The following is a 21512-nucleotide window of genomic DNA, read 5'->3' on the forward strand; positions in this document are numbered from 1 at the left end:
GGCGCAGTCGTTTGGGGCATGGTCGCCGACCTGGCAGACTGACGTCCCATGGACGTGGACATCTGGGCCTGGGTGGGCGACACCCAGCGGCAACTGCACGAAGCCGGGAACACCGGCCTGGCCATGGCGATCGGCGACGTGCCCGCGCAGGCGCTGGAGGGCCGGTACGCGCAGCTCGACGTGCTCGCGCCGGCCATCGCACAGCAGGCGCAGAACCTGGGGCTGCCCTGGCTGGAGTTCTACGCCCGCTACTGGCACCTGATCGGCCGCGTCGGCGACCGCGCCCAGGGGGCCGTCGCCCTCGCCGACGCCGAGACGCTGGTCGAACTCGCCCAGCGGGAGGACATCCGTGACTGCCCCGGAGCGCCCGGGGCCGTGACGGCGCTGGCCCTCACCCAGGCGAACACCGACGGTCCCGGCTACGCCGACGAGCGGCTGGCCGCCCTCGGCGCCCTCGGGGTCGAGCCGGACTCGCTGGCCTTCTCCTCCGTCGCGGAGCAGTACGTCTCGGCTCTGCTGGACGCGGGCCGCGTCGAGGAGGCGGTCACCTACGCCGAGTCCGCGGTCGGCAGGCTCGGCGCCGCAGACAGGCAGGCGAGCTGGGAGCTCGGTGCCGCCTCCGCCCGCGCCCTGCTGGCCGCGGGGCGCGCCCAGGACGCGCTCACCGCGCTCGACGCGGCGACCGGGTTCAAGCCCGACGACCCCGTGGCCAAGGAGCACCGCGAGGGCGTGCTGCGCTCGCTCGTGCTCGCCGTGCTCGGCAAGCCGCAGGAGTCCGTCGACGCGCTGCCCGACCTGGACGTGGTCGGCGACCACCCGCGGGTCTGGGCCGAGTGGGCGCGGGCCATCCGTGAGCTCGCCGGATTCGCGAAGATCACCAACACCTGGCAGCTCGGCCGGGTGCTCAAGCAGTGGATCGACTACTTCGCCATGATGGGCGGCTACCGCACGCGGGTCGAGCTGGCGCTGGTCGCCGGGGACCTGGCGGTGAGCAGGCAGAGCGTCTGGCAGGCCAGGCAGCTGGCCGACATCGCCGAGTCCGCGGTGGGCGAGCTGAAGTCCGCCGGGGACGCCGCCGGGAGCATCGCCGAGCGGATCGCCGCGCTGCGCACCGCCGCGGACGCGGTCGTCGAGCCGGAGGCGCCGGGTCCCGAGGCTGAGCTGGTCGAGTACTTCGACGCGGCCGACGGCTTCAACGCCGACCCCGAGCGCTGGGTCGGCTGGCTGGCCCCGCTCTCCGGCCGTGACCTGCCCGCCACCCGCAGGCACACCACCACGCTGGGCTTCCTCGGCTACCCGGCCAGGGGCGCCGACATCTACTGGACCATGCTGGTCGAGTCGGGCGACATCGAGACCGCCGACCAGCAGGACGTCTCCTACCTCACCGGTCTGCTGATCGAGGCCCGTCAGGACGAGCGCCTCGAACAGATGGCGCAGCGGCTTCCCGAGGCTCAGCGTCACCTGTCCCTGGGCCGTCTGCACCGCGCGCGGGAGCGCTGGGAGCAGGCCGCCGCCGAGGGCGAGGCCGCCGTCGCCGCGGGCGCGGGCATGGAGGCGAGCCGTCTGTGGGCCGCCGCCGTGCAGCAGAGCGGCGACAACGCCAAGGGCGCCGCGATCCTGCGTGACGCGCTCGACTCGGAGGAGATCGAGCCGGAGGACATCTGGCGGATGATCACCATGGCCACGGCCGCCGAGGACTGGGAGACCGTCCGCGCGGGCACCACCAAGCTCGGCATGCCGCTGCAGTCGACGGAGGGACCGATCGAGGAGGAGATGGGCCTGGTGCGCATCGTCCTGCCCGCTCCCGACGGCAGCCAGCGCGTGGTCATCAGCCTGCGCACCGGCCCCGCCACGGCCAGGCTGGCCATCCCGCAGCCGACCGGCATGGACTACAACGCCGGTGACCTGGTCGTCTTCGACCCGCAGCTGCTGGAGCCGATCCCGGAGAGCCAGGAGGAGCAGGAGGGTTTCATCCCGCCGTTCGCCGCGGTCAGCATGCTCCGCCCGGGTGGGTACACCAGCTGGTTCTTCGACGGCGCCGCTCCGAGCGAGGCCGACTGGACCGAGTTCAACGAGGTCATGGCCGAGCGCGGCTGGCCGATGTGGGTCTACAGCGACGACAGCTACACGGTCGCGCACCCGACCTCCGGCGAGCGGCTGCCCGGCGTCTTCGGCTGGATCGCGATCCCGCCGGACGTCACGCCGGTCGAGCTCGACGCGGTGCTCGACGACGCCACCGAGCGCTGGGTGCATCCGCTGGCCTGGCTCGACCTCGCCAAGGCCGTCGACGTCGAGGTCGAGCGGCACGAGCGCATCGTCAAGGAGTACGGCCTGTAGCCGTACCCGTATCCGTGCCCGCCCGGAGCCATCTCCTCCGGGCGGGTACGTACTCCCTGCCCGTGGGTCGCGAGGCCGTGGCGGCGGGTTCCGCGTGGCGAGTGCGGTGATCCCGGTGAATTCTCGTAACGTGAGGTAATCGTCTCACCTGAGTTAAGCATCCAGTTTCATGGAACATGCGCGCTCGTTACGTGGACATGTCACAGTTCCTGTACTCAGGTGAGTGGATGGAGGCATCTTGCAGGACATCGACCGGCTCGGCGCGGTGATCCGGGACGAGCGCCCGTGGGGTGCTTTCGAACGGTACACACTCAACGAGACGTCCACGGTGAAGATCATCGAAGTGGCGCCGGGGCAGCGGCTCAGCCTGCAGCGGCACGAGCACCGTGACGAGCTCTGGGTCGCCCTCGACCCCGGCGCGGTGTTCGAGATCGACGGTGAGCGGATCGAGCCCGCCGTCGGCGACCGGGTGCTCATCAGGGCGGGGCAGACCCACCGGCTCAGCTCGTCGGGCAAGGCGACCCGGATCCTGGAGATCGCCTTCGGATACTTCGACGAGGACGACATCGAGCGGCTTGAGGACTCCTACGGTCGCGTCTGAGGGGTTACTTACCATCGCGTCCTGAAACAGGTAATGAGGGTTACGGCGTGTGACCTTATGATTGATGACGGTGGATGCGGGTAGTTGGCCGCTTCGTCATCGCTGAAGTCGTAATTCGTCATAAGGGGTGCCATGCTGCGGTCGGCGCTTGGTCGGGGAGCGGTCGCCGCGGCGGTCGCGTTCACTCTGGCGGGATGCGGTCTCACCGGGCAGGCGGGCGGGGGGTCGTCGGCCGTCCAGGGGAAGTCCGCCGCCGAGGCCCTCGGCGAGCTGGACAGGCTGCAGGTCAAGGGGCGTGCCCCGATGACCGGTTTCGACCGCGGGGAGTTCGGCCCCGCCTGGTCCGACGTCGACCACAACGGCTGTGACACCCGCAACGACATCCTCAAGCGCGACCTGAAGGACGAGACCTTCAAGTCGGGCACTCACGACTGCATCGTGCTGACCGGGGTCCTCGACGACCCCTACAGCGGCAAGACCATCAGGTTCGAGCGCGGCCAGAAGACCAGTTCCGCGGTGCAGATCGACCATGTGGTCGCGCTGGCCGACGCCTGGCAGAAGGGCGCGCAGCAGTGGCCGGAGAACAAGCGCAAGGAACTGGCCAACGACCCGCTGAACCTGCTGGCCGTCGACGGGCCGCTGAACAGTCAGAAGGGCGCCGGTGACGCGGCCACCTGGCTCCCGCCGCGCGGCGCCTACCGGTGCACCTATGTCTCACGCCAGATCCAGGTGAAGGCCAAGTACGGTCTGTGGGTGACGTCCGCGGAGAAGGACGCCATGCGGAAGATCCTCAACTCCTGCTGACGGCCGCCCACGGTCGCATCCGGTCACGTCGCTCGCTCGTGATGTGACGGTAATAGGATCCGCCTTTGACAAATGGATATAAGGCGGACGTAAAGGATGGGCGATGGGCACTAAGGGACCGGTCGGCAAACGGAGATCGCTGCGGATCTACCTGATCGCGGTGCCCCTGCTGGTGGTGTGCGCGGTGATCCTCAGCGGCTGTTCGCGGGTGAGCACCCAGCCCGACGAGATGGTCCTGCACTACGCCGGCGGCCTCTTCGAGCCGATCAAGTTCGAGCGTTGTATCAACCCATCGAGCGGCGCGACGCTGCTCGGCCCCGGCGACACCCCCTACTCCTACCCGTTCGGGCAGCGGACCTTCGACTTCTCCGAGGCCAAGGACGCCGAGTCCAAGCCGTTGTCCGTCGTGTCCAAGGACAACGTCGAGATGACGGTGTCCGGGGTCGCGACGTTCACGCTCAACACCGAGTGCAAGACGCTGCAGCGCTTCCACGAGAAGATCGGGCTGAAGTTCCGCGCCTACTACGAGGACGGCCAGTCCGAGGGCTGGGGGCGGATGCTCAACCTGTACATGCGGGTGCCGCTCGACCGTGCGATGGACGCCGCCTCCCAGGAGTTCGAGTGGCGGGGGCTGTTCAACGACCCGAAGGTGAAGCAGGCCTGGGAGGCCCGGGTCGGTGTGCTGGCCAGGCAGTTCATCGAGGAGACGGGCGGCGCCGACTACTTCTGCAACCCCAACTACACCGGCAGCGGCCAGTGCGGTGACATCTCCCTGACCATCCAGAAGCCCGAGCCGCCCGAGGCGCTGGTGAACGCCCTGGCCGACGAGCAGGCCGCCAAGACCGAGAACATCGCCCAGGCGCAGCGCAACGCGAAGGTCCGCACCGAGATGGAGTCCATCAAGGACCTCGTCAAGGTCCTGGGGCCGCAGGGCGCCGTGCTCTGGCAGGCCATCCAGAAGGGCCAGGTCTCGGTGGTCCCGGTTCCCCAGGGCAGCAATCTCAACATCACCCCGCCCGCCCGGTAACCGGCGGGGTCACGCGCCCAGCGCGGTGCCGAAGTCGCGGGCGATCCCCCGCATGCCCTCCGCGAGCTCCTCCCGGTCGAGCGCCTCGATCCGCCCGGCCGGGCCGGAGATCGACATCGCGGCGACCGTGCGCGAGCCGTCGCGCACCCCGACGGCGAGGCAGTGCACGCCGAGTTCCTCCTCGCCCAGGTCCATGGCGTAGCCCCGCTCACGCACCCGCCGCAGCTCCTCCAGCATGCCGGGCAGGTCGACGACCGTGTTGGCGGTGCGCCTGGGCATGCCGGTGCGCCCGACCAGCGCCGCCACCTCGTCGTCGGCGCGGTCGGCCATCAGGACCTTCCCCACCGCCGTGCTGTGCGGCAGCACCCGCCTGCCGACCTCGGCGAACATCCGCAGCCTCCGGGGAGAGGGCACCTGGGCGACGTAGACGACGAAGTCACCTTCGAGCACCGCCAGGTTGGCCGTCTCACCGGACAGTTCGACCATCCTCGTGAGGTACGGCTGCGCCAGCGTCGCGACCATGCGCTCGGCGACCCCGCCGAGCCGTACCAGGGCGCCGCCGAGCGCGTAGCGGCGGTCGGACTCCTGACGTACGTAACCGCGCGCCAGCAGGGTGCGCAGCAACCGGTGGATCGTCCCGTACGGCAGGCCGGTCCCGGCCGCGATCTCGGAGAGCCCGGCCTCCCCACCCCGTTCGGCGAGCGCCTCAAGCACGTCGAGCGCCCGGTCGACCGACTGCACGGTGCCGCCAGGGGAGGCCGGGGCGGCGGCTCCGTGTCGTGCGTCGCTCATATCCGTTTTGTCCATGCGGTCCGTTCCTGTTCCTTGTTCCCGCGTTCACCACGCCCGGTCCAGTCCGCGCAGGGAGGCGTCAAGCACCTGGGCGACGTGCGCGACGGGGATCGGGTCCATGCCGCGGCGGCGGACGGCCGAGGTGATCTGCAGGGTGCAGCCGGGGTTGGCCGAGACCAGCAGGTCGGCGCCGGTGGCCAGCACCCGTTCCGCCTTGCGGTCGCCGAGGTCGCGCGCGGCCTCGGGCTGCAGGAGATTGTAGGTCCCCGCGGAGCCACAGCAGATGGACGATTCGGCGATCTCCACCAGCCTGAGCCCGGGCACGGCCGACAGCAGCGCCCTGGGCTGGGCACGGATTCCCTGGGCGTGCGCCAGATGACAGGCGTCGTGATAGGCCACGGTCAGCGGCAGCGGGTGCCGCCGGGCCACGGGGCCGAGCTCGGCGAGGTACTCCGACAGGTCCACGACCCTGACGGCCCCGGCCCGTTCCGGCCCGAGCAGGTCGCCGTACTCCTTCATGGTCGATCCGCAGCCCGCGGCGTTGACCACGACCGTGTCCACTCCCGCGCGCTCGAAGGCCGCCATCGTCCGATCCGCGAGCCGTCCGGCCTGTTCCTGCCGTCCCGAGTGCAGGGACAGGGCCCCGCAGCAGCCCTGCGCGGGCGGGATCACCACCTCGCAGCCCTCCATCGCCAGCACCCTGGCGGTGGCCGCGTTGACCTGGGGGAAGAAGGCGCCCTGGACACAACCGGTGAGCATGCCGACCGTGGCCCTGCGCGGCCCGACCGGCCTGACCCTGTGCGGCAGCCGTACCCGGGCGGGGACCGGGGGCGCCAGCTCGGCCATCGCGGACAGGGCCGGACTGATCCGCCCCAGCCTCGGGGCGAGTCTGCGGCGCACGCCCTCGGTGAGCCGTAGCGGCAGCCGCATCGCCCGCAGCCGCCGGGGATAGGGGAACAGCCGGAAGACCAGGGCACGCAGCGCCCGATCCTGGAGCGGCCTGCGGTGGACCCGTTCGACCTCGGCCCTGGTCTGTTCGATCAGCCGGTCGTACCTCACCCCGGACGGGCAGGCCGTCACGCACGCCATGCACCCGAGGCAGGCGTCGAAGTGCCCGGCCATCTCCGGGGTCAGGGGCGTGCCCTCCACGTGCTGGCCCATGAGGTGGATCCGGCCACGGGGGGAGTCCATCTCCTCGCCCCACAGCACGTAGGTCGGGCACGTCGGCAGGCAGAACCCGCAGTGCACGCAGTCGCCGATCAGCTCAGGGTCCATCTCAGATCCCTCCGACGAACCGGCCGGGGGACATCCTCCGGTCCGGGTCGAACCGCTCCTTGACCCGCCGCATCAACGGCAGCGCGCCGCTCGGCCCCCACCTGTCGATCCCCTCGTCCCGTCCGTACGGCGCGGCGAGGACGACCAGGTGGCCGCCGAGCACGCCGAGCCGGTCGCGTACGGCCGGGACGAACGCCGGGAGCGCCTCCGGCGGTGGGGCGGCCCACAGGACCCCCGAGGCGGCCGAGCCCCGGATCCGGACGGACGGCTCACACGCCGTGACCGCCCGCAGCGCGCGGCCGACCTCGGCGGGAGGCAGACGCAGCTCGCACAGCGCCCCGCCGGGGTCACCGGGCAGGGTGTTCCACCAGCCGGGCGCGCCGTTCCCGGTCCACGCAGGACGTCCACGCGCCAGTTCCCGTACGGCCGTCGCCCGCTCCCCGGCCGCCGTCCCCTCGACGAGGGCCGTGACGAGCGGCCCGTCCCCGTCTCCCGGCCAGTCGACCTCGACGGCGCAGGGTTCGGCCTGCGAGGCGGTCAGGTCGGCCACGAGCCCGTCGAGGGCCGTGAACGGGTCCGGCTCCCGGCCGAGCCCGACGGTGATCCAGCGGCGCTCCGGCGGGGACGGATGGAGGCGGAAGACGGCCTCGGTGACGACCCCGAGCGTGCCGTAGGAGCCACACAGGAGCTTGCCGAGGTCGTAGCCCGCGACGTTCTTGACGACCCGGCCGCCGGAGGTCGCGGCCGTGCCGTCGGCCAGGACCACGGTGACGCCGATCAGCAGGTCGCGGGCGGTGCCGTACCTGAACCTTCGGGGGCCCGCGACGCCGGTGGCGAGCGTGCCGCCGACGGTTCCCGCGCCGAGCGGGTTGTCCAGGGCAAGTTCCTGGGCGACGCCGGGGAAGGAGGCCAGCGCGCCGAGGGGGAGGCCGGCGCAGACCCTGACGACCAGGTCGCCGGGGGAGTGCTCGACGGTCGTCTCACCGTCGAGGGTCAGACGGCCGGTGCGGAGCAGCAGGTCGCAACGCTCGGGAGGGTTCCCCCAGGCCAGCTTCGTGCCGTCCCCGGCGGGGACGACGGCGAGGTCGTGCCCGGCCGAGACCCGCATCAGCGCAGAGACCTCGGCGGTGGTCCTCGGCAGCGCGACCCAGCGGGGCATGACCCCGGCGACGGCGTCCCCGGGCTCTGCGGGCCGGACCGTCACGCCCGTTCCGCGCAGCGCCTCGAACGGGGCCGTCATCAGAACTGCTCCGCCTGGCCGGACTCGACCAGCGGGTGCGCGCCTTTGCGCACCCCGGGGACCTCGCCGCACAGCCGTGGGGTCGGGAAGATCTTTCCCGGGTTCGACAGGCCCGCCGGATCGAAGGCACAACGCACCAGCTGCATGGTCGCGAGATCCTCGTCAGAGAACATTTTCGTCATATATCGGGACTTGTCGACGCCTACGCCGTGCTCCCCGGTGATCGAGCCGCCATGCTCGACGCAGAGGTCGAGAATCCTGCCGGAGACCAGCTCGGCACGCTCGGCCGCCCCGGGCTCACCGTCGTCGAACAGCACCAGCGGATGCAGGTTGCCGTCCCCGGCGTGGAAGACGTTGGCCACCCGGATGCCGTGCTCCAGGGAGATGCGGTCGATGGCAGCCAGCACCTCCGGCAGCGCGGTCCTGGGAACCACCCCGTCCTGCACGATGTAGGCCGGGCTGATCCGGCCGACCGCCGCGAAGGCCGACTTGCGGCCCTTCCAGACGGCCGCCCGCTCCGCCGGGTCCGCCGCCGTGCGCAGCTCGAAGGCACCGTTCTCCTCGCAGATCCGCCGCACCTCGGCGAACTGGTGCGCGACCTCGGGGGCGGGGCCGTCCAGCTCGACGATGAGCACGGCCCCGGCGCCCTCGGGGTAGGCGCAGGCGACCGCCGCCTCCGCGGCCTCGATCGCCAGGGCGTCCATCATCTCGATCGCCGCTGGCAGGATGCCGCCGCCGATGATCGCCGAGACCGCCCGGCCGCCCCCCTCGACGTCGTCGAAGGCCGCCAGCAGCGTCGTCACGGCCTGCGGGGCCCGTGTCAGCCGGACGGTGACCTTGGTGGTGACGCCCAGCGTGCCCTCCGAGCCGACGAAGGCACCCAGCAGGTCGTAGCCGGGATCGGTGTTCGACAGCTCGACGATGTCGCCGTCCGGGGTGACGACCTCCAGGGCGAGCACGTGGTTGACCGTGAAGCCGTACTTCAGGCAGTGGGCGCCGCCGGAGTTCTCCGCGACGTTGCCGCCGATGGAGCAGACCTGCTGGCTTGAGGGGTCGGGCGCGTAGTAGTAACCCAGGTCGCGGACCGCCTCGGTGATCGCCAGGTTGGTGACCCCGGGCTCGACGACGGCACGCCGGTTCGGCAGGTCGACCGACAGGATCCGCCGCATCCTGGAGGTGACGACGAGCACCCCGTCCGTCCTCGGCAACGCCCCGCCGGACAGGCCGGTCCCCGCGCCCCTGGCCACGAACGGCACGCCGTGGCGGACGCAGACCCGCACCACGGCCGCGACCTGCTCGGCGGTCTCCGGCAGCACGACGACGCCGGGACTCGCGCGATGGTGGGTCAGGCCGTCGCACTCGTAGGTGCGCAGCCGTACGGGATCGGTGATCACCGAGCCGGGGCCGAGGATCTCCAGGAACCGCCGGACCGGTTCGTCGAGGGTCTTCTCCGGCATCGCGCCTCCCTTCCCCTGCGGGGCCCGCCGGTCCCGGGCCCCGCGGTCGCGGTCGCCTCAGGGCATGCGGGCGTAGGCGGGCAGCGTCAGGAACTCGGCGAAGTCGTCGTCGAGGGCGACCTCCTTGAACAGGGCGGTCGCCTGGGCGTAGCGCTCGGCGTCGTAGCCGGGCTGCGCGGCGATCCCGGCGAGCTCCTCCTCGATGATCCGCTCGACGAGTTCCCTTGTCACCTGGGCACCGGTGTCGGCGAGCCGGATGTCGTTGTGGATCCACTGCCAGACCTGGGAACGGGAGATCTCCGCGGTCGCCGCGTCCTCCATCAGGTTGTGGATGGCCACCGCGCCCTGGCCGCCCATCCAGGCCGCGAGGTAGCGCAGCGCCACGTCGACGTTGTTGCGCAACCCGGCCTCGGTGATCTCACCCGGGGTCTTGGAGACCGCGAGCAGGTCGGCGGCCGAGACCGAGACGTCCTCGCGCAGCCGGTCGAGCTGGTTGGGCCGCTCGCCGAGGACGGAGTCGAAGACCTCGCGGCAGACCGGGACCAGGTCGGGGTGGGCCACCCACGAGCCGTCGAACCCGTCGCCCGACTCACGGGTCTTGTCCGCGGTGACCTTCTCCAGCGCGACCTTGTTGACCTCGGGGTCACGGCGGGAGGGGATGAACGCGGCCATGCCGCCGATGGCGTGGGCGCCGCGCCGGTGGCAGGTGCTCACGAGCAGCTCGGTGTAGGCGCGCATGAAGGGGGCGGTCATGGTCACCGCGTTGCGCTCGGGCAGCAGGAACTCCCTGCCCCGGGTGCGGAACTTCTTGATCACGCTGAACAGGTAGTCCCAGCGGCCCGCGTTGAGCCCCGCGGAGTGCTCGCGCAGCTCGTAGAGGATCTCCTCCATCTCGAAGGCGGCCGGGTAGGTCTCGATCAGGACGGTCGCGCGGATCGTGCCCCGCGGGATGCCGAGCAGCTCCTGGGCCCTGACGAAGACGTCGTTCCAGAGGCGGGCCTCCTGGTGCGACTCCATCTTCGGCAGGTAGAAGTAGGGGCCCCTGCCCTTGTCGATCTGCCGCCGCGCCGAGTGGAAGAAGTACAGGCCGAAGTCGACCAGCGAGCCGGAGAACGGCTCACCGTCGAGGGTGAGGTGTTTCTCCTCCAGGTGCCAGCCACGCGGGCGGACCACGATCGTCGCGAGTTCCTCGTCGGGCCTGAGCGCGTAGTCCTTGCCGCCGGCGGAGAAGTCGATGGTCCTGTCGAGCGCGTCACGCAGGTTGAGCTGGCCGTTGACCGTGTTCTCCCAGGTGGGGGCGTTGGCGTCCTCGAAGTCCGCCAGCCAGACCTTGGCCCCCGAGTTCAGCGCGTTGATCGTCATCTTGCGGTCGACGGGGCCGGTGATCTCCACCCTGCGGTCCTCAAGGCCGGGGGCGGGCGGGGCGACCCGCCACTCGGACTCGCGCACGTGCCGCGTCTCCGGCAGGAAGTCGAGGGTGCCGCCCGCGGACAGCTCCGCCTGGCGCGCCTGGCGGGCGCCCAGCAGCTCAAGGCGCCTGGCGCCGAACTCTCGCTGGAGTGTGGCCGTGAAGGCCAGCGCCTCCGGCGTGAGGATCTCGTCGAACCGGTCCGCCGACGGGCCGTGGATCTCAACGCCGTCCATGAGCGTCCTTTCCATAGGGTGGAAAAATACTTCTGAATTGTGGAATAGACGCTACTCGATGGTCACCCAGGGGGCAAAGACCGGGGTCCCCGGAGGGACTTGTCGGGGGCTTCCCCGATGGAGAGCGGGCCGTCCTCCCGGGAGAGTTGGACACGTCCCGAACAGGGGTGAACGAGGAAGGTCGGAGATGCTGTCCAAGAGGAAGAACCTGGTCGCCGCGGGGGCGCTCGCCGGGGCGGTCCTGCTGCTGTCCGGCTGCAGGCTGAACGTCGACTTCGGCGACCGGAAGCAGTCCGTCGCCACCTACACCGTCGGTGGCGGCGTCACCGCCCTTGAGGCGTACGCGGAGGTGGGGGACATCGTGATCTCCGAGAGCGGGCAGCAGGAGGTCCGGGTGACCGAGACCCGCCACTGGGGCGGGGACGACAGGAACAGCCCGAAGACCGAGCACCCCGTCGCGGGCGGCACGCTCACCCTGCGCTACGACTGCCCGGGCTCCTCGAACTGCTCGGTCGACTACCGGATCGACATCCCCAAGGGGCTCGCCGTCACCCTGGAGTCGACCGCGGGTGACATCACGATGCGCTCACTGACCGGCGAGGTGAACGCGAGCGCGGGCGCCGGCGACATCGAGGGCAACGACCTGGGAGGAAAGAGCCTCGTCGCGACCACCGGGGCGGGTGAGGTCAGGGTCAGGTTCGCCGCGGCCCCCGGCCGCGTGGAGGTCGAGACCGGCACCGGCGACGCGACCGTACGGCTGCCGCAGGGCAGCTACAACGTCACGGCGGGCACCGGGGTCGGCGAGGAGGTCGTCAAGGTCACCAACGACCCGGCCTCGCCCAACGGCGTCTCGGTGCGGACCGGCGCCGGGGACGCCAAGGTGCTGCCCGTGTGAGCCACACCGGATAACGGGATGAATACCCAGCCGTCCGCGTGGCACCATCATGGGAAGAGACACCGAGGTTCGGGCGTTCTCCCAGGAGATGACGCATACGAACCACGCACCTGAACGGAGCGACAACATAGACATTCGTGAGCCGCTGGAGATCGACCGATTCGACGACCTGCCGGAGATCGGCGAGATGGACCTGGCAGAGCGCCAGGCACTGCGCAGGGTCGCGGGGCTCTCGACGGAGCTTGAGGACGTCACCGAGGTCGAGTACCGCCGGCTGCGACTTGAACGAGTCGTCCTGGTCGGCGTCTGGACCTCGGGCACGGCGGCCGACGCCGAGAACTCCCTCCTGGAGCTGAAGCTCCTGGCCGAGACCGCCGGGTCGGAGGTCCTGGAAGGGCTGATCCAGCGCCGCCAGAAGCCCGACACCGCCACCTACATCGGCTCGGGCAAGGCGCAGGAGCTCGCCGACATCGTCGCGGCGACCGGAGCCGACACCGTGGTGTGCGACGGAGAGCTGAGCCCCGGCCAGCTCCGTCAGCTTGAGGAGGTCGTCAAGGTCAAGGTCATCGACCGGACCATGCTGATCCTCGACATCTTCGCCCAGCACGCCAAGAGCCGCGAGGGCAAGGCGCAGGTCGAGCTGGCCCAGCTCAACTACCTGCTGCCGCGCCTGCGAGGCTGGGGTGGCAACCTGTCCCGCCAGGTCGGCGGACGCGCCGCGGGCGGCGTCGGCATCGGCGGCCGAGGCCCCGGTGAGACCAAGATCGAACTGGACCGCAGGCGCATCCGCGAGCGGATGGCCAAACTGCGCCGTCAGATCGCGGAGATGACCACCGCCAGAGAGACCAAGCGGGCGCGGAGGCTGTCGCGCGAGGTGCCCGCGGTGGCCATCGCCGGATACACCAACGCGGGCAAGTCCTCGCTGCTGAACCGGCTCACCAGCGCCGGTGTGCTGGTCGAGGACGCCCTGTTCGCCACGCTGGACCCGACGGTCCGCAGGGCGCACACGCCGGACGGCAGGCTGTTCACGCTGGCCGACACCGTCGGGTTCGTCCGGCACCTGCCGCACCAGCTGGTCGAGGCCTTCCGCTCGACGCTTGAGGAGATCGGCGACGCCGACCTGATCCTGCACGTGGTCGACGGCTCGCACCCCGACCCGGAGTCGCAGCTGGCGGCCGTGCGGGAGGTGGTCTCCGAGATCGAGGGCGCCCGCGACATCCCGGAGATCGTCGTCGTCAACAAGGCCGACGTCGCCGACCCCGTGGTGCTGGCCCAGCTGGAGGCCAGGGAGAAGCCCATCGTCGTGGTCTCGGCCCGCACCGGCGCCGGGATCGACGAGCTGATGGCGCTGATCGAGCGGGAGATGCCCCGTTTCGACCAGGAGGTCAGACTGCTGGTGCCGTACCAGCGGGGAGACCTGATCTCCAGGGCGCACAAGGAGGGCGAGGTGCTGGGCATCGAGCACACCGGTGACGGCACGATCCTGCACGCCAGGGTCCTGCCCTCGCTCTTCGCCGAGCTGGAGCGGACCGCCAAGCCGGTCGAGACCGTCTGAGAGAGACCCTGAGCCCCGTCCCGCCGTTTCCCGGCGGGGCGGGGCTCTCTCACTCCGTGCCGCGCCGGAAGACCACCAGCGCCACGTCGTCCTCCCGGGCGCCGAACCGCCTGATCAGCCGTTCGCAGAACAGTTCGAGGTCGTCCTCGACCGTGTCCGCCAGCTGCCGTACGATCTCCAGGCTCTCGTCGAGGAGCTTGTCGCGGTCCTCGACCAGGCCGTCGGTGAACATCAGCACCGCCCCGCCCTCGGGAACGACCAGCCGGTCGACCCGGTAGGTCTCCTCGGCCACGCCGAGCAGGAGATTGCCCAGGCGGTCGTAGCGGGCCCGGCCGTCACCGATGAGCAACGGGGGGATGTGGCCCGCGTTGGCGACCTCCATGCACCCGGTCGCCGGGTCGATCAGCGTCAGGCACACGGTCGCGGTCATGCCCGGGTGATAACGCCGTAGCACGTCGTTGAGCAGTCCCATGGACGCGCCCAGGTCGACGGTGCCGATGAGCGAGGCCCGCAGCGCGTGACGCAGCTCCGCCATGACCGTCGCGGCCAGCAGGGAGTGCCCCTGGACGTCCCCGATCGCGATGAGCACGCGTTCACCGAGCCGCAGGACCTCGTAGAAGTCGCCGCCGACCTCCACGTTGTCCACCGCGGGCTGGTAACGCCAGCTGATCTCCAGACCGGGAACCTCGGGAATCCTGGCGGGCAGCAGGCTGCGCTGCAGGGTGAGGGCTATCGCGTGCTCCTCGGCGTAGGCGCGCAGCGCGTCGAGCGCCAGGGCCAGCGCCTGGCCGAGCTGCCGCAGGACGTTCGACTCGTCCTGGCCCAGCTCCGGCGTCGCCTCGACGCCGAGGAAGACCGGCGGCCTGCCCCCCTTCGTACGGCAGAGCACCCCCCGCACGTCGCCCTTGAGGTCCGCGTCGGGGATCAGCCGCAGCCAGTCGCTCGCCAGGACGGTGAAGACCCGGGTTCCCGCCGCGTTGCCCAGCGACATGGCGTCCAGCGCGGGCAGGGTCGTCGCGGTCACGTTCCGGGAGACGGCGCTGCCAGGAGGCAGCGCGGTGTATCTGCGGACGCGCCCGTCGGGCGGCAACGCCAGAGCGCCCGCCTGCCTGCCGAGGATCCTTGAGGTGCCCTCGACGGCCGTGACGAGGAGTTCGTCGAAGGTGTCCGCCGAGTTCATCGCGAGGGTGACCTCGGTGAGCGCGGCCAGCCGTTCGGCGATCCGCTCGGCCCGCTGCCTGGCCCGGTAGTAGCGCAGCGTCGCCTCGACCGTCGCGGCGAACTCGTCGGGTTCGACCGGTTCGGCCAGATAGGCGTCCGCCCCCCGTTCGAGCCCGTGCGCCCGGTCGGCCGGGGTGATCGCCGCCCCGGAGATCTGGACGACCGGGATCGAGGCGGTCACCGGATCGGCCTTGATCTGCTCGCACACCTCGTGCCCGCTGATGTCGGGCAGCCGTACGTCGAGGACGACCAGGTCGGGCCGAAGCTCCCTGACCTTGGCGAGCGCCTCGACGCCGCCCGTCGCCTGCAGTACCTCGTGTCCCGCGCGCCGCAGCCAGCTCGACAGGATGTACAGCTTGGTCGGGGTGTCGTCGACGACGAGCACCCTCGCCTGCGCCTGGTTCACCGTGCCTCCGCCTGCTCCAGGGCGCGGCGCAGGGCCGCGAGCAGGCTGTCCCTGCGCAGACCCTGCTTGGGGACGACCGCGCTCGCCTCCTGCGGGTACTGGTGCGAGCCCGCCGCGGTGACCACGACGACCGGCACCCGCCGCAGCCGCTCGTCCCGCGCCATCCGCTGCAGCAGGGCCCCGCCGTCCAGCCTGGGCATGAGGAGGTCGACCAGGGCGATGTCCGGCGGGTTCGCCGCCATCGTCTCCAACGCCACCAGGCCGTCGGCGGCCTCGTCGACGTGCGCGGCGACCCCGGAGAGCATCCGCCGTACGGTCGCGCGGAACTCCGCGTCGTCGTCGGCGACGAGCACCCGCCCGACGGAGGGCATTGCGTCGTCGCGGCTGGGCAGTCTGAGCGTGACCGTCGTCCCCGCACCCGCCACACTGGACAGCCTGAGCGTGCCGCCCATCGCCTCGACCAGCCTGCGGGCGTACGGCAGGCCGAGCCCGGTGCCCTTCGTCCTGACCTGGATCGGCCCCGGCACCTGGTAGAACTCCTCGAAGACACGCTCCTGGTGCTCCTCGGGAACGCCGATCCCGGTGTCGGTGACCAGCAGGACGACCTCGTGGGTCGCGGCGTCGAAGCTCACATCGAGCGTGACCTCGCCCTCCTCGGTGAACTTCAGCGCGTTGGACAGCAGGTTGCGCAGCACCCGGGTGAGCATCGTCTCGTCGACGAGCATCTCCCGCGCGTCGTGCGCGATCCGCGTCGTCAGGCGCACCCGGTTGCCGCCGGTCGGGCGCAGTGACATGCGCAGCCGTTCGGCCAGGGCGACCAGGTCCACCTGGGACGGTTGCGGGTCCAGCCGTCCCGCCTGCGCCTTGGCCATGTCGAGCAGCTCGCTCACCAGGTTGAGGAGCGTCTCCGCCGAGGAGCCGATGAGCTGGATCTGGTGGAGCTGCTCGTCGGCCAGTGGCTCCCCGCCGGGGCCTACCAGGAGCCGCACCAGGCCGATGATCGAGTTGAGCGGGGTGCGCAGTTCGTGGCTGACCGTGGCCCAGAACCGGTCCTTGGCGGCGCTCGCCTCCCTGAGCTGGGCGGACTTCTCATCCAGCTCGGCGTAGAGCGCGACGACGCCGCGGTTGGTCTCCTCAAGCTCCTCGGAGAGCTGGTTGTACAGCGCGAGCACACCCTGGTTGGTCTCCTGCAGCTCGGCGTTGAGCTGGATGACCTCCTCCAGGGTCGCGGCCAGCTCGTGGTTCTGCTGGCGCAGCTCGTCCAGGGCGGTCGTGGGGGTCAGCTTCGCGAGCCTGGCGCGTATCTCCTCGACCGACGGCCTCGGCCGGCCCGGAGGAAGCCGTTTGAGCATGCTTATCGTTCCCCTGGCGGGACTCAGCTCGATCGCGTCGACGAGACGCCCCGCCAGCGCCACACCGTCCGCCGTCTGGACGGCGGCCTGCTCGGGCAGGCCGATCCTGACGACCAGGCTGTCCTGCCCCAGAAGGAAGGTGGCGAACGTCTCCGTCGTCTCGCCCAGCACCTCGCGGCCGATCTCACTCAGCGCCGTGGCCATGCGGATCTGGTCCTGGGTCTCAAGGCCCACGGCCTCGGCGACGTCGCGGCCGAGCTTGCGCATGGCGAACACGTCCCGCTCGTCGCGGACGGGGACGCTGATCAGCTCCTCGCCGTCGGGTACCGAGCCCCCGCGGTTCACAGAGCGGGCCTCACGGCCACCACGCAGGCGTCGTCCCTGCGCGTGCCCGCGTCCCTCAGCAGCGTGGCGGCGACCACCGAGGGGGCCCGGGTGGCGAGCCCCGGGTAGGCGGAGATGTCCCAGCGGTCGGACAGGCCGTCCGAGTGGAGCACGACCACGCTGTGCGGCGGCGCGGTGTACTCGTACTGGCGCAGGGTCCTGGCCTGGTGGCCCGCGATCCCCGGCACCGAGATCATGCCCTGCCTGCCGTCGTGACCCGCGATCCAGGCGGAGACGTTGCCCAGGCCCGCGAAGCCGACCGTGCCCGTGACCCGGTCGACGCGGGCGACGGCGACGGCGCCGCCCCTGGTCTGGCCGAGCCCCCGGTGGAGGCGTTCCAGGATGTCCCCGGGCGCCAGGGCGGCGTGTTCCGTGAACAGCCGTACGGCCTTCCGCGAGGCGTGGGCGGCGGCGGGGCCGTGGCCGAGGCCGTCGCAGAGCATCACGGTCACCGAGGTGCCCGAGTCCGAGGCCGCGAACGCGTCACCGCAGACGCTCTCCTCGCCGATCGGGCGCGTCACGCCGCTGACCCGGCAGGCAGGCTTGGGGCTCTGACGTGCGGTGAAGTACATGCCGAGCACAGTGCCCCGTCCCGGTACCGAGTGAACCTCGTAGCCGGTGGCCATCCGCGCGATGCCGCCCATGCCGATGCCGAGGGTTCCCGCCGTCGAGTAGCCGTCGCGCAGGGCGCGGGCGACGTCGCGCATCCCCGGCCCCCGGTCCACGGCGACGACCTCGACCGCCGAGCCGAGCTCGGGGTGGGGACGGATCAGCATGGTGCCCTCGACCGCGTGCTTGACCAGGTTGGAGGCCGCCTCGCTCACGGCCACGGCGACCCGTCCGGTGTCCTCCTCGTCGAACCCCCGGTTCTCGGCGAGCACGACCGCGGCGCGGCGCAGGGAACCGATGGCGCTGGCGTCCTCGGCCCTGGCCCACACGTCGTCCTGGGAGACGATCACCTCGCCCATTTCGTCACCGTGATGAGCGTGCCCTCTCCTGGAGCCGACTTCAGGTCGAACTCGTCGACCAGCCTGCGGGAGCCGCTGAGCCCGAGCCCGAGGCCGCCGCCGGTGGTCCATCCGTCGGTGAGGGCCTGCTCGATGTCCGGAATGCCGGGCCCCTCGTCGCTGAAGGTCAGGCGCAGCCCCTTACGCAGACCGTTGTGCACGATCTCGACGCGGACCCGGCCGCCGCCCGCGTAGACCAGCGCGTTGCGGGCCAGCTCGCTGGCCGCGGTCACGACCTTGGTCTGGTCGACGAGGGACAACCCCACGTCCACGGCCACGGTCCTGACGTGCTGGCGTACCAGGACGACGTCGCTGTTGCCGTTGACGGGCAGCTCTGCGGGGGTGGTCACCGGGCGGCCGTGGCGATCTGGGCGCCTTCGAGATGGTTCAGCAGTGCGACACCCTTCTCAAGGTTCAGTGCGGTGCGCACGCCACCGAGGGAGAGCCCGAGCTCCACGAGGGTGATCGCCACCGCGGGACGCATCCCGACGACCACCGTCTCGGCGTCGAGCATGCGGGAGATCGCCGCGATGGTCGCCAGCATGCGCCCGATGAACGAGTCGACGATCTCGACGGCGGTGATGTCGATGATCACTCCTCGGGCCCCCGTCGCGACGACCTTGTCGGCCAGGTCCTCCTGCAGGGCCAGGACGCCCTGGTCCTGCAGGTCGATCTGGATGGAGACGATCAGGATGTCTCCGAGCTTGAGGATGGGGACGCGGTCCATCATCCCTCCTCGGTCCGTACGGCGACGCGGGTCTTCCTGCTGGCGAACTCCACGCCACTGCGCCGCAGCGCGTGCGCCAGGGCGTCGGCGAGGGAGGCCTTGGTCACGATGTCACCGAACTCGATGCCCAGGGTGACGATGGTGTGGGCGATCTGTGGGCGGATGCCGGAGATCACACACTCCGCGCCCATCAACCGCGCCGCGACCACGGTCTTGAGGAGGTGCTGGGCGACCTGGGTGTCCACCGCGGGCACACCGGTGATGTCGATGACGGCGTGTTCGGAGCCGGTGTCGACCAGCGTCTGCAGCAGCTTCTCCATCACCACCTGGGTCCTGGCCGAGTCGAGCGTGCCGACCAGCGGCACCGCGACGATGCCCTCCCAGAGCTTGACCACCGGGGTGGACAGTTCGAGGAGCTGCTCCGCCTGGTCGACGATCACCTTCTCCCTGGCGGCGGCGTAGTTCTCTATGGTGAACAACCCCAGGTCGTCGATGAGCCGGGAGAACCAGATGAACCCCCGCAGGGCCTCGGGGGAACCGTCCGTCTCCACGCTCTCGTAGACCGCCTCCTTCAGGCCGAACACCACGACGGCGGTCTCCGAGGGCGTGAAGCCCTGGCGGGCGCGGCTGCGGGACAGCTCGGCGAGCAGGCCGTGCAGGTCGCTGGAGCCGCCCTCCTCACCGAGTGACCGCCGTAGCGCCTGGAGCAACTCGTGCAGCTGTCCCCTCAGGGCGGCACGGTCCACGTTGCCCGCCGAGGAGGAACCCGCTATTTCCTGCCAGCGCCGGAGGACGTCCTCCTCGTTGTCCTGCAGCAGCTGTTCTATGCGACGCCGACCGGCGTCTGCGGAGACGGACAAGATGACTCCCATGCGTACGGCTGACAGACGGCTCGCACGAAAGGCTACATGGCATGTCCGTTTTGGAAGCCGGGCAGAGGTTCCCCCGGCATGGTCCGCCGGTCCGGCGAGGGGCTTCGCGCCGGTGCGTGACTCGCGGACGTTCGAGAGGTGTGATACCGAGACCTGGTTCCAACAGCCTAGATAGATGGCTTGTCCTATTTCAATGGAAAAGCTTGCCTTGATGGGGCTTTGTGGGATGCACTATTGGTCTCTGAAAATCGTACAAAAGCCCCAAAAGCGACAGTGGTCGGGCAAGGTTTGGATTGCTACCATAAGGCAAATCCAGCGGAGAGCTGGGGTGCAAGTTGCCTCGGTGACCGCTGTTACGGATGGATGAGAAGTGGCTTGAGCTGCGCAGATGCGTTCAGGTCGCACGGGGCCGTGCAGCCGGTGGTTCGGGTGTGGCCACGGTGAAGCGGTGGTTCTTCCCAATTAGCCTGTACAGCGAGCTCACTTGTGAAATAACGTAACTGAACTGAAATCGCCTGATCATGATCTCGGCGATACTGTCGCCGCACAACGATATGCGGATGAGAGCAGGAGACCCCCGATGTCGTCCGGACTCACAGCGAACCCAGCAGGCATGACGCTCCGCGTCCGCCAGGCCGGTTTGCCGTCTCCGGAAACGGCGTCCCTCCCGATGTCCTTCCCTGCGTGCAAGGCTGTGATGCGATGACGGTCCGCCTTCTGACCAACATCGGCCGGCTCTGGACCGGTAACGATGTGTGCAGCAATGCCGCGATCCTGGTGCACAACGACCGGATCGCCTGGGTCGGGCGAGCCGCGGACCTGCCACAGAGCGTTCCCGGGGTGGTCGACGACATCGTCGACGTCGACCACGTCGAGAACCTTGGCGGTGCGCTGGTCACACCCGGCTTGATCGACGCCCACACCCACCCGGTGTACGCGGGCAACCGCTACGCCGAGATGGCCATGCGCTCCGGCGGCTCCAGCTCCTCGGCGATCACCGCGGCCGGCGGCGGCATCGGCTCGACCGTCACGGTGACCCGCGGCACCGACCCCTGGACCCTGTGCAACGGCGTCCGCGAACGCCTGCGCGAGTGGCTGCTCGCCGGCACCACGACCGTCGAGGCCAAGACCGGTTACCACCTCACCCGCGACGGCGAGCTCGCCGACGTGCGGCTGCTGCGCGAGCTTGAGAAGGAACCGATGATGCCGCGCGTGCACGTCACCTTCCTCGCCGCGCACGTCGTCCCGCCGGAGTACTTCGGCCGTCAGCGTGACTACGTCGAAGCGGTGGGCGCCTGGTGCGCCGACGCGGCGGCGGCCGGTGCCGACAGCGTCGACGTCTACTGCGACGAGGGGCACTTCACCACCGACGAGGCCCGCTGGGTCCTGGCGTCCGGCCGCAACGTCGGTCTGCTGCCGCGCGTGCACGCCGGGGCCTACAGCCGTCGCGGCGCGGTCCAGCTCGCCGCCGAACTCGGCTGCGCCTCGGCCGACCTGCTGCACCACACCTCCGACGAGGACATCTCGATCCTGTCCCGCTACGGTGTCCCCGCCGTGGTCTGCCCGGGAACCGCGCTCCAGCGCGGCAGCCTGCCGCCGGTCAGGCGCATGCTCGCCCAGGGCGTCACCGTCGCGCTCGGCAGCGACCACAACCCGGGGCACTGTGGGATCACCTCGATGGCCCTGGTCATCAGTCTCGCGGTGGCGGCCTTCGGGATGAGCGTCAACGACGCGCTGCGCGCGGCGACGCTCGGTGGCGCGACCGTGCTCGGCGTCCCCGACCGCGGCGTCCTCGCCCCCGGCAGACTGGCCGACATCGTCCAGTGGGACGCCGACCACGAGGGTGCCTTCGCCTGGGCGTTCGGCCTCAAGCCGCGCCGGGTCTGGCGCGGCGGCACCCCCGTCCAGTAGGTCTT

At 70.7% G+C, this 21512-nt stretch carries 18 protein-coding genes; 7 read left to right on the forward strand and 11 right to left on the reverse strand.

Annotation, left to right across the window (positions count from 1 at the left end; all coding sequences use genetic code 11):
• The first annotated feature begins 48 nt into the window (after positions 1–48).
• The 4 genes from ABT340_RS00955 (at position 49) to ABT340_RS00970 (ending at position 4769) form a co-directional block, all read left to right on the forward strand.
• Positions 49–2337 carry a tetratricopeptide repeat protein gene (locus tag ABT340_RS00955; protein WP_352008569.1) on the forward strand — a complete coding sequence of 763 codons (2289 nt, stop codon included), beginning with the start codon at positions 49–51 and terminating at the stop codon, positions 2335–2337.
• A 238-nt stretch (positions 2338–2575) separates the two neighbouring features.
• The gene (locus ABT340_RS00960; protein ID WP_352008570.1) at positions 2576–2938 is read left to right on the forward strand and encodes a phosphomannose isomerase type II C-terminal cupin domain; all 363 of its coding nucleotides are present in this window, start codon (positions 2576–2578) and stop codon (positions 2936–2938) included.
• A 132-nt stretch (positions 2939–3070) separates the two neighbouring features.
• Entirely contained in the window at positions 3071–3742 is a 672-nt protein-coding gene (locus ABT340_RS00965; protein WP_352008571.1) for an HNH endonuclease family protein, read from the forward strand.
• A 103-nt stretch (positions 3743–3845) separates the two neighbouring features.
• Positions 3846–4769: an SPFH domain-containing protein gene (locus ABT340_RS00970; RefSeq protein WP_352008572.1), complete on the forward strand. Its 924-nt coding sequence runs from the start codon at positions 3846–3848 to the stop codon at positions 4767–4769.
• Positions 4770–4778: 9 nt separating this feature from the next.
• Here ABT340_RS00970 and ABT340_RS00975 read toward each other — a convergent pair whose 3' ends face one another.
• Genes ABT340_RS00975 through aceB form a run of 5 tightly spaced genes read right to left on the reverse strand, consistent with a single transcriptional unit; the run spans position 4779 to position 11177 of the window.
• Positions 4779–5561: an IclR family transcriptional regulator gene (locus ABT340_RS00975; RefSeq protein WP_352008573.1), complete on the reverse strand. Its 783-nt coding sequence runs from the start codon at positions 5559–5561 to the stop codon at positions 4779–4781.
• 45 nt (positions 5562–5606) lie between these two features.
• Positions 5607–6836, reverse strand: a complete 1230-nt coding sequence (locus ABT340_RS00980; RefSeq protein ID WP_352008574.1) for a (Fe-S)-binding protein — start codon at positions 6834–6836, stop codon at positions 5607–5609.
• A gap of 1 nt (position 6837) precedes the next feature.
• Positions 6838–8076, reverse strand: a complete 1239-nt coding sequence (locus tag ABT340_RS00985) for an FAD-binding oxidoreductase (RefSeq protein WP_352008575.1) — start codon at positions 8074–8076, stop codon at positions 6838–6840.
• Complete coding sequence (locus tag ABT340_RS00990; RefSeq protein WP_352008576.1) at positions 8076–9533, reverse strand: FAD-linked oxidase C-terminal domain-containing protein; 1458 nt, start codon at positions 9531–9533, stop codon at positions 8076–8078. The genes ABT340_RS00985 and ABT340_RS00990 overlap by 1 nt, the downstream gene beginning before the upstream one ends.
• A gap of 57 nt (positions 9534–9590) precedes the next feature.
• Positions 9591–11177 (reverse strand): malate synthase A, encoded by a 1587-nt coding sequence (gene aceB, locus ABT340_RS00995; protein WP_352008577.1) that lies wholly within the window; start codon positions 11175–11177, stop codon positions 9591–9593.
• A 187-nt stretch (positions 11178–11364) separates the two neighbouring features.
• Here aceB and ABT340_RS01000 point away from each other — a divergent pair, with 187 nt between their 5' ends.
• Positions 11365–12072 carry a DUF4097 family beta strand repeat-containing protein gene (locus ABT340_RS01000; RefSeq protein WP_352008578.1) on the forward strand — a complete coding sequence of 236 codons (708 nt, stop codon included), beginning with the start codon at positions 11365–11367 and terminating at the stop codon, positions 12070–12072.
• 187 nt (positions 12073–12259) lie between these two features.
• Positions 12260–13627 carry a GTPase HflX gene (gene hflX / locus ABT340_RS01005; protein ID WP_352009438.1) on the forward strand — a complete coding sequence of 456 codons (1368 nt, stop codon included), beginning with the start codon at positions 12260–12262 and terminating at the stop codon, positions 13625–13627.
• 49 nt (positions 13628–13676) lie between these two features.
• On the opposite strand, the gene ABT340_RS01010 is transcribed toward hflX, so the two are convergent.
• The 6 genes from ABT340_RS01010 to ABT340_RS01035 are packed head-to-tail and all read right to left on the reverse strand — an operon-like array spanning position 13677 to position 19584.
• Complete coding sequence (locus ABT340_RS01010) at positions 13677–15254, reverse strand: SpoIIE family protein phosphatase (protein ID WP_352008579.1); 1578 nt, start codon at positions 15252–15254, stop codon at positions 13677–13679.
• On the reverse strand, positions 15251–16951 hold the full coding sequence (locus tag ABT340_RS01015) for an ATP-binding response regulator (RefSeq protein ID WP_352008580.1): 1701 nt from the start codon (positions 16949–16951) through the stop codon (positions 15251–15253). Before ABT340_RS01015 ends, ABT340_RS01010 begins: the two co-directional genes overlap by 4 nt.
• The gene (locus tag ABT340_RS01020) at positions 16948–17958 is read right to left on the reverse strand and encodes an ATP-binding protein (RefSeq protein WP_352008581.1); all 1011 of its coding nucleotides are present in this window, start codon (positions 17956–17958) and stop codon (positions 16948–16950) included. The genes ABT340_RS01015 and ABT340_RS01020 overlap by 4 nt, the downstream gene beginning before the upstream one ends.
• Complete coding sequence (locus tag ABT340_RS01025) at positions 17946–18347, reverse strand: anti-sigma regulatory factor (RefSeq protein WP_352008582.1); 402 nt, start codon at positions 18345–18347, stop codon at positions 17946–17948. The genes ABT340_RS01020 and ABT340_RS01025 overlap by 13 nt, the downstream gene beginning before the upstream one ends.
• Positions 18344–18724, reverse strand: coding sequence for an STAS domain-containing protein (locus ABT340_RS01030; protein ID WP_352008583.1), 381 nt, complete (start codon positions 18722–18724; stop codon positions 18344–18346). The genes ABT340_RS01025 and ABT340_RS01030 overlap by 4 nt, the downstream gene beginning before the upstream one ends.
• Positions 18724–19584, reverse strand: coding sequence for an STAS domain-containing protein (locus tag ABT340_RS01035; RefSeq protein WP_502992377.1), 861 nt, complete (start codon positions 19582–19584; stop codon positions 18724–18726). Before ABT340_RS01035 ends, ABT340_RS01030 begins: the two co-directional genes overlap by 1 nt.
• 714 nt (positions 19585–20298) lie before the next feature.
• Between ABT340_RS01035 and hutI the strand changes: the two genes are divergently transcribed.
• Positions 20299–21507: an imidazolonepropionase gene (hutI, locus tag ABT340_RS01040; protein ID WP_352008585.1), complete on the forward strand. Its 1209-nt coding sequence runs from the start codon at positions 20299–20301 to the stop codon at positions 21505–21507.
• Positions 21508–21512: the final 5 nt, after the last annotated feature.

The sequence above is a fragment of the Streptosporangium sp. NPDC000239 genome (assembly GCF_040300765.1).
GTDB lineage: Bacteria > Actinomycetota > Actinomycetes > Streptosporangiales > Streptosporangiaceae > Streptosporangium.

Bases quoted from the DNA above. Each gene is read 5' to 3' on its own strand.
- ABT340_RS00955 (WP_352008569.1), top strand. From the start codon at position 49: ATGGACGTGGACATCTGGGCCTGGGTGGGCGACACCCAGCGGCAACTG.
- ABT340_RS00965 (WP_352008571.1), top strand. From the start codon at position 3,071: ATGCTGCGGTCGGCGCTTGGTCGGGGAGCGGTCGCCGCGGCGGTCGCG.
- ABT340_RS00970 (WP_352008572.1), top strand. From the start codon at position 3,846: ATGGGCACTAAGGGACCGGTCGGCAAACGGAGATCGCTGCGGATCTAC.
- ABT340_RS00975 (WP_352008573.1), bottom strand. From the start codon at position 5,561: ATGAGCGACGCACGACACGGAGCCGCCGCCCCGGCCTCCCCTGGCGGC.
- ABT340_RS00980 (WP_352008574.1), bottom strand. From the start codon at position 6,836: ATGGACCCTGAGCTGATCGGCGACTGCGTGCACTGCGGGTTCTGCCTG.
- ABT340_RS00985 (WP_352008575.1), bottom strand. From the start codon at position 8,076: ATGACGGCCCCGTTCGAGGCGCTGCGCGGAACGGGCGTGACGGTCCGG.
- ABT340_RS00990 (WP_352008576.1), bottom strand. From the start codon at position 9,533: ATGCCGGAGAAGACCCTCGACGAACCGGTCCGGCGGTTCCTGGAGATC.
- aceB (WP_352008577.1), bottom strand. From the start codon at position 11,177: ATGGACGGCGTTGAGATCCACGGCCCGTCGGCGGACCGGTTCGACGAG.
- ABT340_RS01000 (WP_352008578.1), top strand. From the start codon at position 11,365: ATGCTGTCCAAGAGGAAGAACCTGGTCGCCGCGGGGGCGCTCGCCGGG.
- hflX (WP_352009438.1), top strand. From the start codon at position 12,260: ATGGACCTGGCAGAGCGCCAGGCACTGCGCAGGGTCGCGGGGCTCTCG.
- ABT340_RS01020 (WP_352008581.1), bottom strand. From the start codon at position 17,958: ATGGGCGAGGTGATCGTCTCCCAGGACGACGTGTGGGCCAGGGCCGAG.
- ABT340_RS01030 (WP_352008583.1), bottom strand. From the start codon at position 18,724: ATGGACCGCGTCCCCATCCTCAAGCTCGGAGACATCCTGATCGTCTCC.
- hutI (WP_352008585.1), top strand. From the start codon at position 20,299: ATGACGGTCCGCCTTCTGACCAACATCGGCCGGCTCTGGACCGGTAAC.